A 16,142-nucleotide genomic window follows, 5' to 3' on the forward strand; every position below is an offset into this window, starting at 1 on the left:
GGTGGGCATTATTTTTAACCCACCTGAATAGTTACTAAATAATTAGCCTTGCATGAACTCGAGAAACCCGCCGCTAGCAATAGCCGCGGGTTTTTTATTGCCATCACAACTCCCCCTCTAACAACAAGCACACAAAATGTTCGCAAACATTATCAGGTAGGCTCCCGATATATTAGAGCTTCAGAGGATAACGCATGAACAAAAGACTAACCCTTGCTAACTATCGAAGCCGCGTACTTAGCGTGGTGGATTATTTATGGCGCAACATTGAGCGCGATGTCGACTTGAACACTCTCGCCGACATTGCTCATTTTTCGCCCTATCACTTTCATCGTATTTATCGCGAAATTATGCACGAAACCGTTAGCGCGACAGTACGCCGATTGCGGCTACATTATGCTGCTTGCCAGTTACTGCGCACCGATGACAATATAGAAACCATTGCTAACCAGCTGGGCTATGGCAGCGGCGAAGCCTTTAGCCGCGCTTTTAAACGCGCCTACGAAATAACGCCTTCGGCCTACCGGCAAGAACGCAGCACACCATTAACACCCAACATTAATTTACCCAATCAAAGGTTTTTCGCCATGGATCACACAATCGATATTATTCAATCCGACGCCATCAAAGTAGGCGCCCTACCCCATCAAGGGGATTACCTAGACATAGGCGCTGTTTTCGAAAAGGTGTGTATTGCCGCAGGAAGCTTGCAATTACTGAGCGACTCAACCCGCTCCTTCGGTATTTATTACGACGACCCCGCCAGCAAAGATGTTAGCGAATTAAAGTCGCACGCCTGCGTTACCTTAACGCAAGAACAGGCATCCAAAGCGAATTTAGAAGCACTAACCATTGAAGGCGGCAAACACGCTGTACTCACATTCAAAGGGGCTTATTCAGAACTAGAGCACGTTTACGCTTGGTTTTACGGTGAATGGGTGCCTAAATCAGGTTACCAACTTGCAAACAAGCCACCTTTTGAAGAGTATTTAAATGACCCTAAAACAGTACCGCCTACAGAACTTATAACAAAAATTTATTTGCCACTGGAATAGTTTTACCTTAGGGATGCTAAGAAATCGAGAGTAATGAACCCCTTAGCATTCACATGCAGAGGGATTCATCTTTTACCGATATTCACCCCCAAATAAACTCTAACGCCTATCTGAAGGCAAGCACCCAATTACCTCGAGTCGAAATATCTACAGTTTAGATTTAAGGGTCACCCTAAGGGGCGCGCATTAAATAACTTCCCGTTTTTGAATTCCTGGGTGCACGCTTGCCTTCGTTAAAAACATTTGCAATAGCCAGCTATTACGCCATATTTTCGCCTCGACAAGCGTGCACCCATAAAACCAAATTCCAGCAACTTATTTAATGCACGCCCCTAAGTCGGTAGCGGGGTAAACTCTTGGTCATCACCCGCAATGGTTGGAAATCGTTGCGCTTGCCAGTCGCTTTTGGCTTGCTCAATACGCGCGTGATCAAAAGACACAAAGTTCCACTCAATAAAAGGCACTTCTGGCCACGCTTCGCCGCCGAGTAAAACCATCCGGGCGTTTGTGCTCGCGGTTAAATGAGCATTAGGCTTTAATAAAACAGCACTACCTGGGTCATAGGCCTCGCCCGCAATCACCACATTTCCAGCCACAATATAAGCTAGGCACTCTTGCTCGGGGTTTGGGCGTGAAATTGATTTACCCGCTTTAAGCAACACATCCAGATAAAACATGGGCGAATAAGTTTTAATCGGCGACGTCATACCAAAAGCTTCGCCCGCAATTAAACGAATTAATACACCACCTTTCATGTGATGCGGTAACTTCTCACGTTGAAGGTGCGTAAAACTCGGTTCAACCTCGGCCATCGATTTCGGTAGTGCCAACCAACACTGCAAACCACTCAGCTTATGCTCTGCCGCCTTAACCTCAATCGTTTCGCGCTCAGAATGCACAATGCCTCGACCGGCCGTCATCCAATTAACGTCGCCTGGTAATATTTCTACATGATTACCCAAACTATCACGATGCAGCAGGCTACCCTCGAACATATAAGTGAGTGTCGATAAGCCAACATGTGGGTGCGGGCGAACATCAACGCCGTCGCCTACCGCAAAATGTGCCGGCCCCATATGATCCATAAAAATAAAAGGGCCCACCATGCGCTTAGCCGCGTTTGGTAAAATACGCGTTACGCTAAAGCCGTCGAGATCTTTTTTGTGACCTTTTAATAGTATCGTCATTGCTCTTATTCGCTTTATTAACTTGCTATCTTTAACTTGCTACTTTAACTAAAGTTCCATTGCGATAATCCGCTAAGGCCTGCTCGACCTCTTCCTTCGTATTCATCACAAAAGGGCCATATTGCACAATAGGCTCACCGAGCGGCTCGGCAGCTAATATTAAAATACGAGCCTCAGCTTCTGAGGTATTTGTAACAACAAGACTATCGCCGTCGACCAAACGCGCCAGCTGCTGTGGGGCTAACGCTGTTTGCTGCGCACCAACAACCACACTCCCTTCATAAACATACACCAGGGCCGTCTGGGTCAACGAAACCGGTAAAGCCACACGCTGACCAGCCATTAAATGGACATCAAGGTAAATGGGTTGTGTCACGACCTGTGTAAATCGCCCTGTCACCGTCTCGTTATTAACACGAGCTTTCCCCGCAATCGCTTTAATGCTGGCGCCTTGAATATTAAAGATGGGGATCTCAGCAGCAGGGACGTCACTGTATTGTGCCGGCAGCATTTTGTTAGCCGCCGGTAAATTCACCCACAACTGAAAACCGCGCATCCGTCCTTGCGTTTGCTTGGGCATTTCGGAATGAATCACTCCGCCCGCAGCACTCATCCACTGCACATCGCCATCATTCAACAAACCCACGTTGCCCATATGATCTTTATGCTCCATTTTACCCTGCAGCATATAAGTGACCGTTTCAAAACCCCGGTGCGGATGTGGCGGAAAGCCGCCAATATAATCCGATGGCTCATCCGAGCCGAATTCATCCAGCATTAAAAAGGGGTCGAAACGCTCTGGCGATTGCCCACCAAAAACACGTAATAGCTTTACACCATCACCGTCTGAGGCTGGCTTCGCACTAATAACTTCTATGACTTTTCGCTCATTCATTACAGCCTCCTAAGACGTCAATTGATCAATCGTCACTTTAGCTGCGGCCAAAGCGACATCTTTGTGCTCTCCCATATTAATACCCTCGGCATATACCCAATGAATATCGGTGATGCCGATAAAGTTGAGAAACGTCGTCACAAATGCGGTTTGGGAATCACTGGGTTTACCTTGATGAAGGCCGCCGCGTGTGGACGTAACGTAAGCCGTTTTGCCCTTGAGCAACCCCTCGGGGCCGTTAGCCGTATACTGAAAAGTAACGCCGGCTCTGGCGATATAGTCCATCCACGCCTTCACGGTAGAAGGCACATTGAAGTTATACATTGGCGCCGCTAGCACCAAAGTATCGGCCGCTTTTAACTCCGCAATAACAGCATCCGCTACGGCCACCGCAGCAGCTTGTTCCGGCGATCGCTCTTCAGGGCTAGCACCAATTGCCATTAACGTATCAACATTTAAGTGGGGCAAAGGCTCTGCCGCTAAATCACGTTTTACAACAACACTATGCTCATCGGCTGATAACCGCTCAACAAGATAGTGATTCAACTGGCTAGATTGCCCTTGCTCACCGAATAAACTGGCGTTTATTTGCAATATACGCTTTGTCATAACTTCACCTTTGACTCATGTTTGGTTGATGTGATTAGTTTACGCTTGAAAAACTGATCAAATGAGCGGAATATTTGCACTTAAACATCAAAAAAACTGATTAATAATGAAGATATCACTCGAGCAATGGCATGTTTTTAAAACGATTGTTGATGAAGGTAGTTTTGCCGCCGCAGCCGAAACACTCAACAAGAGCCAATCCGGGATTAGCTATGCCATGCAACAAATGGCGCAGCAGCTCCCCAGCCCCGTCTTTGCGCAGCAAGGCCGCAAAGCCACGCTTACCGCTGCCGGCCAAACCCTTTATCGCCACGCCGCCACGTTATTGCAACAGGCGCAAGCCATGGAAAACCTTGCTCGCGATATGGCCGAAGGAATAGAAAGTGAAATTGCCATTGCGGCCGATGCATTAACGCCTCACGCCCCCCTTTTTAGCGGCCTGCAGCAATTTTCTGAGCACTGCCCGCGAACAAGAGTGAAGGTGTATGAAACAACACTGTCTGGCACTGATGAAGCGCTGCTATCTGGCAAAGTTCAAATTGCAATTACCCCGCGCGTGCCACCGGGTTTTATGGGGGATATTGCGGCCCAGATCAGTATGATCCCTGTTGCCGCCAGTACACATGCACTCGCCAGCCGTAACGCCGAACAGCGCATTACCGAATCGGAGCTTAAACAAGAACGGCAAATTATTATTCGCGATAGCGGCTTGAAACGTGAACAGGATGCCGGCTGGCTGGCTGCCGAGCAGCGCTGGACCTTCAGCCACTTCGCCACCAGCATAAGTGCCGTGAAAGCAGGCCTAGGTTTCGCTTTTTTGCCCCAGCATAGAATTCAGCAAGAACTAGCCTCCGGTGAACTGGTACAACTAAAGCTTCAAACCGGCGGTGAACGGCTACTCACGCTGTACCTAGTGCAAGCCCAACCCGGCTTCACCGGCCCAGCCGCCACCTACGCCACAAAAATGCTGATAGAAGAATTTTTATTACATGTAACACAAAAAGTTAAGTGCTCCACTCAGTAATCAAATGACGCTATAAATTGGGACTGAGACGCAGTGACCTTCGTAGCAGCAATAAAGGCGCACTGGTACCGCTATTACAAGCCTGAATAACGCGATCTGGTTAGCAGGTCAGAATAGTCATCCGTGCTACCATTTATTAAGTAGCAACAGTTATTTATTCACGGATTGGTATCGATTTATGGATCATATTAATAATAGAGAAAAGCTCTCTGTATTAAGCGCTCGCGCTATTGGTGGAACCCTACTGGCCAGCCTTGCTCTTAGTGCATGCCAAGGTGGCTCAACGGATACTCCCTCCGACTATTGGCGTATGGACACTCACCACGCTTCGCGACACTATCAAGATTTCTGCGAAAGCCCACGCTCAGGTACTCATCCGTACAGCAACCGCGCTTACCCAGACAAGGCAGGCAGTACCGCACTTGAAAACCACTTCATTCGCGCCTGGACACACGAGTCCTACCTTTGGTACCAAGAAGTCCCCGACCTAAACCCAAACAATTACGACGACACCCTTGCCTACTTCAACCTTCAAAAAACGAACGAACTCACGGCCAGCGGAACAGAGAAAGACCGCTTTCACTTTACCCAAGATGAAATCTCCGGCGATCAGTTCACTTATACCGGGCAGCGAGGCGGTTACGGGATTAGCTGGAAATTCAACGGCAGCCGAGAACTCTTCGTCTCATTTGTAGAGCCCAATTCACCCGCGAACGACGCTGGTGTAGCGCGGGGTATGCAACTAACCCACGTGAATGGCAACCTACTCACAGAGCTAACGAACGATCAAATTGCCGACGCGAACCAAGCCATTTTTTCGCCTATTTTAGGCAATAGCGCAACATTCCAATTTACGCCGCCTATGCTGGGCGAGGCAGTGACCCATACCTTGGAAGCTGCCAACATCACGGTTTCTGCAGTACTTAAGCACAGCATTTTGAATACCGCATCAGGTGATGTCGGTTATCTTGCGTTTAATACCTTCAATACTTTTACCGCCGAAAACCAATTAAAAACAGCCTTTGATGACTTTGCTCAAAACGGGATTGATGATCTTGTCGTCGATCTACGCTACAACGGTGGCGGCTATCTGTATATCGCCGCACAACTCGCTTACTTAGTGGCCGGCGATAGTAATACCGCTGGCGAAACATTCACCGTGCTGCAATATAACGACAAGCGCTCCAACAACAATGTGGAATACGATTTCGAAAACAGAACCAAGAATACAGGCACCGCATCCGAAGCCTTAACCAGCGTTAACCTCAACCGTGTTTATGTACTCACTACCGGCAGCACTTGCTCTGCCAGTGAAAGCTTTATTAACGGCTTGCGCGGCGTAGGCATAGAAGTGATTCAAATAGGCAGTACAACCTGTGGGAAGCCACACGGGTTTAACGCTCAAACCAACTGCGGTACACGTTATTTCAGTATTGATTTTGAATCCGTTAACGGACAAGGTTTTGGCGAATACATCGATGGTTTCGAACCGGTAGCCACTGGTGGCGACCCACTAACCAATAAAGTGAATGGTTGTAGCGCCACCGACGATCTTGCTTACCCGTTAGGCAACCCGAACGAAGGAATGCTGAGTATTGCACTCAACCACCGTGCTAACGGCACCTGCACGCTTCCCAGTAGCGCACAACAAAAACCTCGAGCATCCCTGCTTGTTGATGGAGAATTAATCGCGCCACTCAGTAACAAGGTTCTGCGTTTAGCACCCCAACTTAGTTTTTAATAGGTAAAAAAAAGCACCGGTAAACGGCGCGGTGCTTTTTTCACAGTAAAGTCATAAACTATGGGCTAACGACCGCTGGGGCCGCAACGGGATATTTCATAAAAACTTGCCGCACGACAGTCTGAATATCTTGGCGCAATTCATTTTCACGAGGCGCCTTGAGTTTACCCACAGCTACACCTTCCCAAATTAATTGCTTCTGGCTTGCATCAACGACATCAATATTTAACGTGCCCTCCGTATACTGGCTCACCTGTGTTTCAGTACCCAAGCCTATACCGTAACTGTAACCAAAACGTCCTCGGTAACCATAGTAGCCCGTACCCACAGCTGGAGATGTCCGCGAAGTGACTTTCTCTTTGGTGCTGACATTAAAGCCCACTAATAACTCTCCGCCCTTCTGTTCGGTTAAACCGCGCGCGATTAGCTCGTTGCGAATAGACTGCTGAAGGTACTTATCCGTTAATGATCGATAACCTTGCTCACCGGTAGGCTCCAGCGAGTCTAAAAACGCAAATGTTTTATATTCACTAAAATTAACCCCCGTTTCATACACCGCATGAATTTTTGGCCCGCTGGCACAACCCGCCAAAAACACGATAAGCAACGCCCACGCCGCATGAAAAAAACGTGTAGAAATATGTGATGAGTTCATCATTCAAGCCCTATAGAAAACGCGAAAAACAAAATAATAAAACAGACACTGTCGATTCTACCCTCCTACCCAATATTTGCCACCTAGCAACAAGGGTTCCTGCAAAATCAAGCCGATAATAAAGGCCGCCATCGATCCAAGCGCTGCCAACAACATAAAACGATTGAATCGTTAGCCCAGCTAACACCGTCGGTAAGGCATGCTACACTCCAGCTAAACACGGGAGACAAAATGGACACTACACCACCAGTTATCTTAAGCTTCGCGCCACACGACCCCGCCGGCCGCAGCGGCCTGCAGGCCATTGCAGAAGTCATCGCCTCATTAGGTGGCCACTGTGCATCTGTCGCCACAGCCCTTTGCGCTAGCAGCAGTAGCGACGAGCGCGAATTGGTTGCCATCGATAGCAACCTATTGATTCAACAAGCTCGCTCAGTACTCGAAGATATGCCCGTAGCAGCCATTTATGTCAGCTATGCAGGCTCCGTCGCTAATTTAGAGGCTATCCACTCCATACTAGAAGATTATCCCCAAATCCCCGTGATTAGCGCAGCCGCACTGCAATACTGGGATAATAATTCACAAGCCATTGCCGACTACCCTAACGCCTGTTCCGAATTACTGATTCCCGCCAGCAAGCTACTGATTTGCGACAATACCCAAACATCAGTATTAACCTCGCACGCGCCAATCAACGAAGGATTAATTCATCAGTTATTCGCCTGCCATTGCGAGTATGTTTTAAGTTATCAATGCAGTAAAAGTAGCCGTAGTTTTGAATACACGCTATACGACGAAGACACAATCCTCAGTACTTATAATTGGCAAGCGGACTGCTGTCAGCCACAATCGCCAGCGATAGAGGATATTCTAGCGGCTGCGATTACCGCTTACATTGCACACGGCAGTTCCATAGAAACGGCTACCCAAGAGGGGCTAAAATTTGCCAGCCAAGCGGCTGCGAGTGCACGTAGAATTGGCTTCGATACGCCCATCCCCAATCGCTTCTTTTGGGCTGAAGCCATCAACGCCAAACGGTAATTTCAATACCGCTTTTAATTCATCAATAAAAAACAGATAACACATGCTGTACGCCATCACCGACGACTCATTAATGCCCGGCCCCCTGCTTATAAGCCAATCAGAAGCCGCCCTAAAAGGCGGCTGCCAGTGGCTGCAATACCGCAACAAAAGCACAAATCACGAACAGCGCCTTACCGATGCCCAACAACTGTACCAACTCTGCTTAGACTACCGCGCTAAATTAATTATCAACGACGATGTTACGCTTGCGCAGCAAGTTAATGCGCACGGTGTCCACCTGGGCCAAGGTGACGGCAGTATTCGCCAAGCGCGCGCACTGCTCGGCCAAGACGCTATTATTGGCGTAACCTGTCATGACCAATTATCACTGGCTCAACAGGCTATTACTGAAGGCGCGAACTACGTGGCCTTTGGCCGATTCTTTCCATCGCAAACCAAACCCGATGCCAAAGCAGCGCCCTTAACCTTACTCAAAGAAGCGCAAGCCCTTAATGTGCCAATAACAGCAATTGGTGGAATTACACTCGCGAACGCGGCCGATGTTATTGCCGCTGGCGCTAGTGCAATTGCGGTATGTCACAGTTTGTTTGCTTGCAACAATGTCGAAGCCCGCGCAAGAGACTTTTGTCGCGTAATTAGCGCATAATATTGCACACGATAAACCCACACTTCATTTCACTGTAAATAAAACGACGAGTTTATGAACCCATTATTTGATCAAGCTAAAACAGTTATCCCCGGTGGTGTTAACTCACCCGTTCGCGCTTTTAAAGCGGTCGGCGGCGAACCCATTTTCATCGAACGCGCAGATGGTGCTTATTTATTTGATAGCAACGGCAAACGCTATATTGATTATGTTTTATCTTGGGGGCCAATGATCGCCGGCCACAACCATCCCGATGTATTAAATGCAGTTATTGAAAAAGCCAAACTGGGCTTAAGTTTTGGTGCCCCCACCGAAATCGAAACCACACTCGCCAAAGAAGTCATTAAGCTTGTACCAAGCTTAGAAAAAGTCCGTTTTGTTAGCTCCGGCACCGAAGCCACCATGAGCGCGATTCGCCTGGCACGCGGTTATACTAACCGAGATAAAATCGTTAAATTTGAAGGCTGCTACCACGGGCATTCGGACTCGCTGTTAGTCAAAGCCGGGTCTGGCGCCCTAACTTTTGGTGTACCTAGCTCGCCCGGCGTGCCGGCCAGCATTGCCGACCACACCATTACCCTTAGCTATAACAATGCCGAACAAGTTCGCGAGGCTTTTAAAGAGGCCGGCGAACAAATAGCCTGTATTATCGTCGAGCCCGTTGCTGGCAACATGAATTGTATTCCGCCCGAGCCTGGTTTTCTCGAAACCTTGCGCGAAGTGTGCGACGAATATGGCACCGTGTTAATTTTTGATGAGGTAATGACAGGCTTTCGTTTTGGCACCGGTGGAGTACAAGGCTTCACAGGCATAACTCCAGACCTCACCTGCTTAGGTAAAGTGATTGGCGGTGGCATGCCCGTTGGCGCTTTTGGCGGTAAAACAGAAATTATGGATTACATCGCCCCAGTAGGGCCGGTGTATCAAGCGGGCACGTTATCCGGCAACCCGGTATCCATGGCAGCAGGCCTAGCGATGATGAAAATCATTCAAGCCGATGGTTTTTATGACACCCTTTTTGCTAAAACCCAAAAAATTGCAGAAGGCATGCTCGCCGTGGCCAAAGAAGCTGGCATTCCCTTTACGGTTAATTACACCGGTAGCATGTGGGGCGGATTCTTTACCGAGGAACCTAAAGTCAGTAATTACCAACAAGTGATTGCCTGTAATAACGAACGCTTTAATCGATTTTTCCACGGCATGTTAGAGGGTGGCGTTAACCTTGCTCCAGCCTCTTACGAAGCGGCCTTTATGAGCAACGCGCACACTGACGCCGATATAGAAGAAACCCTAGAAATAGCCCGTAAAGTGTTTAAAACACTGTAAGGCTGCTAACGGTTATGTATCGGGGCAATTAAAAGCACCGATACATAACTACAAAAAATGTAACTATTCAGGTGGGTTAGAAATAATACCCACCTATAAAGGCGAATTGATTATTTTCTGGGCATTCAAGCGTCGGGCCTTGCAGGGATAGCAAGGGGGAGAAAACGCAGGAGCATGTTTTCCAGAGCGCTTGCATAGCGCCCAGCCCCAGCATGGATGCGTGGGGGTAGACTTTGCAGGAGCACAAAGTCGTAAATGGCTTGAGCGGCCCAGAAAATGATCAATTTGCCGGCCTATTTGAGCATGACTGAATAGTTACCAAAAAATAAACCCTTAGCGGTTAAAACTTAGCGCTCGCCAACAATTCATCTAGCATCACATGCTGAAATCGAAACCCTTCTTCCACTAACTGGTCCGGTACTACACGCTGACTGGCCAAGATTAATTCATCCGCCATTTCACCCAGAGCCAACTGCAGAAATTTCGCCGGCATTTTCAGTGTTATTTTCGTTTCGTATTTGCGCGCGAGATGCTTGGTAAACTCGGTATTTTTAACCGGTTCAGGCGATGTAACATTATAAACATCACACGCCAATTCGTTCTCCAGCATCCATTGCAATGCATTTAGCGCATCTTGCAATGCCACCCACGAAAACCATTGCTGGCCATCACCGTTCTGCAACGCAACCTTGGCCTTAAATGGCAATGCCATTTGCCCAAAAGCACCACCCTTAGAGGCCAATACAACACCCAAACGCGCAATACAAATACGAAGTGACATCGTCTCTTTTAAGGGCGTTAGCGTCTGCTCCCACTCGTGGCAAAGTTGGTGTGAAAAACAAGGGTTGGGCTGGGTTTCTTCTGTAATCACAGCATTGCCATGGCTACCATAAAAACCGATGGCAGAAGCATTAATAAACATGCGAGGGGGAGACGCAGCATTCTGACAAAAAGAAACTAACGCTTGCGTACTTTGAATTCGGCTAGAAGTTAAATGTTCTTTCTTTGATGCTGTCCAGCGCCCCCCGGCTATAGATGCACCCGCTAAATTAACAATGGCATCAAAACCGGTTTGAGTGTTAGACGCTAATTGATCCCAACTCAGCGCCTGCGCAAAGGGTAAGATGGCCTTGGCTTTATTGGGGTTTCTCGAAAGTATCGTAACCTCATAACCAGCATCATTAAGCTGCTTTGCCAGCGCACGCCCTACAAAGCCAGAGCCACCGGCAATTAATACTTTTTTAACTATTGTCATTAAATTACCCCAAATCTGTGTATAAGTAACTTAGGGCACCTTATCACTAATAGCGTTTTTTAATCTTTGTCGTAAGTTCAATCCCGGAAAGAATCTCTACGTTTATACCGTCCGACAAACCTGTGGCCACCTTACGCTTTTCAAAGACTTGCTCGCCCATTGCAACTTCTACGTAGGTTTCCTCCTCTTCGATCAGTAAATTACCTTCGTTAATCGCTAAAACCTGCTTGCGCTCGTCAAGCACAATCTCCGCATTTGCACTATAACCTGCCCGCAAAAATACACCGTCTTGTAGTTTAATCGCCGCTCTAATCTCAAATTTAATGGTGCCCTGTTGATCGCTGCCCTTGGGCGCAATAAACTCTAGCTCTGCGCCAAAACTGCGCTCATTCAAGGCACCGATATGCAGTGTAAGCGGCATGCCGACTTTTAGCTTGCCCACTTCAGACTCATCGATTTGGCCTTCAAAAATCATGTCATCCATATTCGCAATTTGCGCAATCGTTGTACCGGCATTAAAAGTATTGCTTTCAATAACAAACGTACCGGCCTTCACCGGTATAGTTAACAAAATACCTGTTGCTGTTGCATACACTAAGTTAGAGACCTTGCCACCAAATTTGCTAACACCGTCTTTTATCAGCGCCACATTATCCTCTGTTGCCTCCATGACTTCTTTCGCCAAATCAAACTGTAACTGCGTTTTATTGTATTCAAACTCAGATATTAACGCTTTTTTGTACAGCTTTTTTTGTCGCTCGAAGTCTCGGCTGGCATTCATGAAGTTTAATCGTGCTTTCTCAACATTCGACTCGGCATTGCGCAAATACTCAACATCGGGCACTAGCTCAATACGGGCAATAAGATCGCCTTTTTTAATCGAATCACCCGCTTCAACAAAGATCTGCTCAACCACACCTGAAACTTTTGACTTCACTTCAATTTCTTTACGCGGCTTAATGTTACCTGTCGCCACCGTTTTAGAAAAAATATCCGTCGTTAGCGGCATCGCTGTTTCGTAAACAACAGGCGCTTCCTGTGATTTTTCATACAGAAAAAATGTTGTCCATGCAAACACTCCCAATAAAGCTACGGCAAAAAGTAGCCCAAAAAACTTTTTCATAGTTGCCTCTTAATCATCCTGTAGTGCGGTAATAGGGTTTACAGCTGCCGCTTTACGCGCTGGCAGCCATGCCGCAAGCAAACCCGAAAAAATTAAAATTGCCAACGCCGATAATGCGGTAGAAAATTCAATGGATGGAATACCAAAACCCGGTACATCTCCAGCCTCAATAATCGCTGAAAATAACTCTAACATCGCAACACCCGCAACCAACCCGGTATACCCCGCCAATGTCGTGATGACTAACGCCTCCTGTACAATTAAACTTAAAATGGACCCGCGTGTAGCGCCAAGCGCTTTTCTTAAGCCTATTTCACGGGTACGCTCTTTAACAACAATCAACATGATATTACCAACACCAATAACACCCGCGATTAACGTTCCGATAGCCACAAACCAACTAAAGGCTTGCAGGCCATCAAACAGTGAGACCACCTTCAAAAAGTCTTTTTCGGAATTGTAGTTACCAATAGCCGCTTTTTCATCGGGGTGAATATGGTGTAATTCTTTTAATAAACTAAGCGCTTGCTGCTCTAATTCAATAGCCGACACGCCATCCTTAGGCTTAATACGCAAACTACCGATCCAGCCAAGCTGATTATACGCATGCCGTAAAGTCGAATTAGGAATACGAATACTTTGGGAATCTCTACGAGAATTTTCACTCGGTATTCTCGGCGCAAACACCCCAACAATCTTAAAATACAGCCCAGCTATTTCTAAACTTTGACCAACGGGATCTTCACCCGCATCGAATAACTCGTCATATACTTGATCGCCAATAACAGCTACTTTTCGCCGTTCGCTATAGTCGCGCGCATTCAAAAAACGCCCTTTCGTCGCCACAAAGCCTTCAAGTAAAGCCGATTCACCATGGGCACCCGAAGTCTGATAAGAACCGCTTTTCCCGTTGCGAACAATGTATTGATCCGCCTGCCAGCCACCTAATTGATTTTTCTCGAGCACTAACTCTGCGCCGTGCAAATGTTGGCGTAAATAATCGCGATCGCCAATATTCAGCCCAACACGACGCCCCTTTGCAAACCCCTGATAAGGCATTTGTGTCGGGCGCCCAGTCCACAGGTAAATAGTATTTGTACTCGCACCAAAATTACTTAATGCATTTTGCTTGAGGCTATTGCCCGCCCCCAACAAAAGCACCAGCATAAAAATCCCCCAGAAAACGCCAAACGCGGTGAGACCGGTGCGCAGTTTATGGCGGCCTAATGTCTGAGCTATTTCTTGCCAGCGATCGAGATCCCACATAATTAGCTCTCTTCTCGCATAGCTTCAATCGGCGAAACCCGCGCAGCCTGCCAAGCCGGAATAATGCCGGCAATAGCACCCACAGCCACCAATATAAACAATGCAATTAAAGCAACACTAATATCGACTTCAGGTCGTGAAAAGTAAGGCAGGCTAGCGCCAGATTTCTCTACCGCCATATTAAAAAATTCCAATAGGCCCACAGAAACAACAAGACCAATGTAGCCTGCCAGCAGGGTCACCAATAAGGATTCCGTCATAATGGTACGAATAATTTCTCCTGGGGGGGCCCCCAAAGCCTTTCGGATGCCAATTTCACGCGTGCGCTCTTTGACCGAGATAATCATAATATTGCTGATACCTACAACCCCTGCCATTAACGTACCCAAGCCCACAAACCAAATAAATAAACTAATCGCACCAAACGTATTATTAACATCTTCGCTTTGCTTCGCCAAATCAAAAAGTCTAATCGCAGAAGTATCTGACGGAGCTACATTATGCCGCTCTTTTAAAATCTTCAGTACTTTTTCACTGACCAGAGAATTATCACTTCCCGCTTTTGGCAGCAAACCAATCACACCAATATCATTACCCCGACCGAATGTTTTTTGATACGCCGCAAGCGGCATATAAATCCGCTCACTCATGCGCCCTTCCCAGCCTGAGTCGTAAAAAACACCAATAATTTTAACGCTCACACCGTTAATTGCAATTTGAAGCCCAACAGGGTTTACGTCCGGCGCAAAAAGGCGCTCAGCTACGCGCGTTCCAATAACAACGACTTTTCGCGATTCGTCCTCATCAAACTCATTTAAACGCCGACCATGGTGATAGTCTTGGAATTTTTTAATCTTGAAATATCCATCACCAACACCAAATACAGAAAAATTACCCGATTTCTGTTTATAGGTAATATAGATATCCCCACGCCAAATAGAACCCATGGCATTCTCTGCCGCAATAAGATCAATCTCCGGTATATTTTTGACTAGAGCATCGATATCACTTTCAGTAAGCTGTATCTGGCGACCGTGAGCAAGACCTTTATATGGAACAGATGTTTTCCAGGCATTAATCCACATAGATGTACGTACATCACTGCTGAAACTTTCCTCGATACCATGCTTGAGACCTTCCCCTGCGCCCAGCAATAAGACCAGCATAAATATGCCCCAAAACACACCAAAGCCCGTTAGAAAGGTTCTTAAGCTATTTTGTTTAAGGGTAAAGAGTATTTCTTGGAGTGCATCCCAGCTCATGATTAACCTTTCACATCTAGGCTAGCGTCTTCTACGCGTCCATCTTTAAGCCAAATTAGGCGCTGTGTTTGCTCGGCAATATCGTGCTCGTGCGTAACAATCACAATTGTTTTACCCGAACTGTGAACGTCTTTAAAAACAGACATAATATCGTTTGTGGTCGCGCTATCTAATGCCCCCGTAGGCTCGTCCGCTAAGATAATCTTCGGGTCGGTAATTAATGCGCGAGCAATAGCTACCCGTTGCTTTTGCCCGCCCGACATTTCGTTGGGCATATGTTCAACACGATCATCTAACCCAACCATTTCCAGCAATGCTTGCGCTCGCTTATTACGCTCTTTACGTCCGACTTTCTGGTAGTACAAGGGCAACGCTACATTTTCCGTTGCATTTTTAAAGGGTAATAAATTAAAGGACTGAAAAACAAAACCAATAAATTGATTTCTTAATTGCGCAGCTTTGATCTCTGGCAGTTTTGCCGAAATAGTCACATCGCCTAGCTTATAGGAGCCTTCGTCATAGGTATCGAGTAAGCCTAGTATGTTTAACAAGGTTGATTTCCCGGAACCGGACGAGCCCATGATGGACACCATTTCACCCGTTTCTACACGGGCTTTAATCCCTTTAAGAACATGTAAGCGGCTGGATTTTTCGCCATAGTATTTATGAACGTTATTGAGCTCTATCATGATGTAACTATTGAGTTCCGATGCGGGGGTAGCATTGATTATTGTGGCACTAATACCAATGTACAAGTGCAAGAGAAGGCAAGAAGTTTAAGACAACCTCATTACAAAAATAGTTCCGTAACCTCCGATGGCCCTAGGGAGTGTAACCAGCTATGATCACTGCAGCAAGCTACCGCCCAGCATTCATATTCACCAACCGACAAGACCACGACTAGGCTATGGCCACTTACCAAACGATTGCAGCACTCAGCCAGTATCACTACGAAGAAAAGCGTAGCGATTTTATAGCATTTATCGCCCCTGTAACCAATCGTGAAGCCGCATTAGCACACCTAGGAACATTAAAATTAAAATACCCCGATGCG

General features: G+C 47.0%; 15 protein-coding genes. 6 read left to right on the forward strand and 9 right to left on the reverse strand.

The features are described from left to right. Positions 1 to 194: 194 nt before the first annotated feature. Complete coding sequence (locus AC3A8L_RS07665) at positions 195 to 1,055, forward strand: AraC family transcriptional regulator (RefSeq protein WP_487961647.1); 861 nt, start codon at positions 195 to 197, stop codon at positions 1,053 to 1,055. 332 nt (positions 1,056 to 1,387) lie between these two features. On the opposite strand, the gene AC3A8L_RS07670 is transcribed toward AC3A8L_RS07665, so the two are convergent. From AC3A8L_RS07670 to AC3A8L_RS07680, 3 genes are read right to left on the reverse strand one after another with little or no spacing between them, the layout of a single operon-like run. Further along, entirely contained in the window at positions 1,388 to 2,242 is an 855-nt protein-coding gene (locus AC3A8L_RS07670) for a pirin family protein (RefSeq protein ID WP_487961648.1), read from the reverse strand. 31 nt (positions 2,243 to 2,273) lie between these two features. Further along, a complete protein-coding gene (locus AC3A8L_RS07675; protein ID WP_487961649.1) occupies positions 2,274 to 3,137 on the reverse strand; it encodes a pirin family protein in 864 nt (287 codons plus the stop codon). 9 nt (positions 3,138 to 3,146) lie between these two features. Next, the gene (locus AC3A8L_RS07680) at positions 3,147 to 3,746 is read right to left on the reverse strand and encodes an FMN-dependent NADH-azoreductase (protein WP_487961650.1); all 600 of its coding nucleotides are present in this window, start codon (positions 3,744 to 3,746) and stop codon (positions 3,147 to 3,149) included. A 106-nt stretch (positions 3,747 to 3,852) separates the two neighbouring features. On the opposite strand from AC3A8L_RS07680, the gene AC3A8L_RS07685 reads away from it, so the two are divergent. Continuing rightward, on the forward strand, positions 3,853 to 4,770 hold the full coding sequence (locus tag AC3A8L_RS07685) for a LysR family transcriptional regulator (protein ID WP_487961651.1): 918 nt from the start codon (positions 3,853 to 3,855) through the stop codon (positions 4,768 to 4,770). A gap of 178 nt (positions 4,771 to 4,948) precedes the next feature. Then, the gene (locus AC3A8L_RS07690) at positions 4,949 to 6,511 is read left to right on the forward strand and encodes a S41 family peptidase (RefSeq protein ID WP_487961652.1); all 1,563 of its coding nucleotides are present in this window, start codon (positions 4,949 to 4,951) and stop codon (positions 6,509 to 6,511) included. 58 nt (positions 6,512 to 6,569) lie between these two features. On the opposite strand, the gene AC3A8L_RS07695 is transcribed toward AC3A8L_RS07690, so the two are convergent. Beyond that, entirely contained in the window at positions 6,570 to 7,169 is a 600-nt protein-coding gene (locus AC3A8L_RS07695; protein ID WP_487961653.1) for a DUF4136 domain-containing protein, read from the reverse strand. A 228-nt stretch (positions 7,170 to 7,397) separates the two neighbouring features. Here AC3A8L_RS07695 and AC3A8L_RS07700 point away from each other — a divergent pair, with 228 nt between their 5' ends. Genes AC3A8L_RS07700 through hemL form a run of 3 tightly spaced genes read left to right on the forward strand, consistent with a single transcriptional unit; the run spans position 7,398 to position 10,182 of the window. Continuing rightward, positions 7,398 to 8,207, forward strand: a complete 810-nt coding sequence (locus tag AC3A8L_RS07700; protein ID WP_487961654.1) for a bifunctional hydroxymethylpyrimidine kinase/phosphomethylpyrimidine kinase — start codon at positions 7,398 to 7,400, stop codon at positions 8,205 to 8,207. A gap of 43 nt (positions 8,208 to 8,250) precedes the next feature. Beyond that, entirely contained in the window at positions 8,251 to 8,856 is a 606-nt protein-coding gene (gene thiE / locus AC3A8L_RS07705) for a thiamine phosphate synthase (protein WP_487961655.1), read from the forward strand. A 54-nt stretch (positions 8,857 to 8,910) separates the two neighbouring features. After that, on the forward strand, positions 8,911 to 10,182 hold the full coding sequence (gene hemL / locus AC3A8L_RS07710) for a glutamate-1-semialdehyde 2,1-aminomutase (protein ID WP_487961656.1): 1,272 nt from the start codon (positions 8,911 to 8,913) through the stop codon (positions 10,180 to 10,182). Positions 10,183 to 10,522: 340 nt separating this feature from the next. On the opposite strand, the gene AC3A8L_RS07715 is transcribed toward hemL, so the two are convergent. Genes AC3A8L_RS07715 through AC3A8L_RS07735 form a run of 5 tightly spaced genes read right to left on the reverse strand, consistent with a single transcriptional unit; the run spans position 10,523 to position 15,777 of the window. Continuing rightward, positions 10,523 to 11,437, reverse strand: a complete 915-nt coding sequence (locus tag AC3A8L_RS07715; RefSeq protein WP_487961657.1) for a TIGR01777 family oxidoreductase — start codon at positions 11,435 to 11,437, stop codon at positions 10,523 to 10,525. Between the two features lie 46 nt (positions 11,438 to 11,483). After that, entirely contained in the window at positions 11,484 to 12,560 is a 1,077-nt protein-coding gene (locus tag AC3A8L_RS07720) for an efflux RND transporter periplasmic adaptor subunit (RefSeq protein ID WP_487961658.1), read from the reverse strand. 9 nt (positions 12,561 to 12,569) lie between these two features. Beyond that, positions 12,570 to 13,826: an ABC transporter permease gene (locus AC3A8L_RS07725; protein WP_487961659.1), complete on the reverse strand. Its 1,257-nt coding sequence runs from the start codon at positions 13,824 to 13,826 to the stop codon at positions 12,570 to 12,572. Positions 13,827 to 13,828: 2 nt separating this feature from the next. Beyond that, on the reverse strand, positions 13,829 to 15,088 hold the full coding sequence (locus AC3A8L_RS07730; RefSeq protein WP_487961660.1) for an ABC transporter permease: 1,260 nt from the start codon (positions 15,086 to 15,088) through the stop codon (positions 13,829 to 13,831). A gap of 2 nt (positions 15,089 to 15,090) precedes the next feature. Further along, a complete protein-coding gene (locus tag AC3A8L_RS07735; protein WP_487961661.1) occupies positions 15,091 to 15,777 on the reverse strand; it encodes an ABC transporter ATP-binding protein in 687 nt (228 codons plus the stop codon). Between the last annotated feature and the right edge of the window lie 365 nt (positions 15,778 to 16,142).

The sequence above is a fragment of the Marinagarivorans sp. genome, from assembly GCF_982758155.1.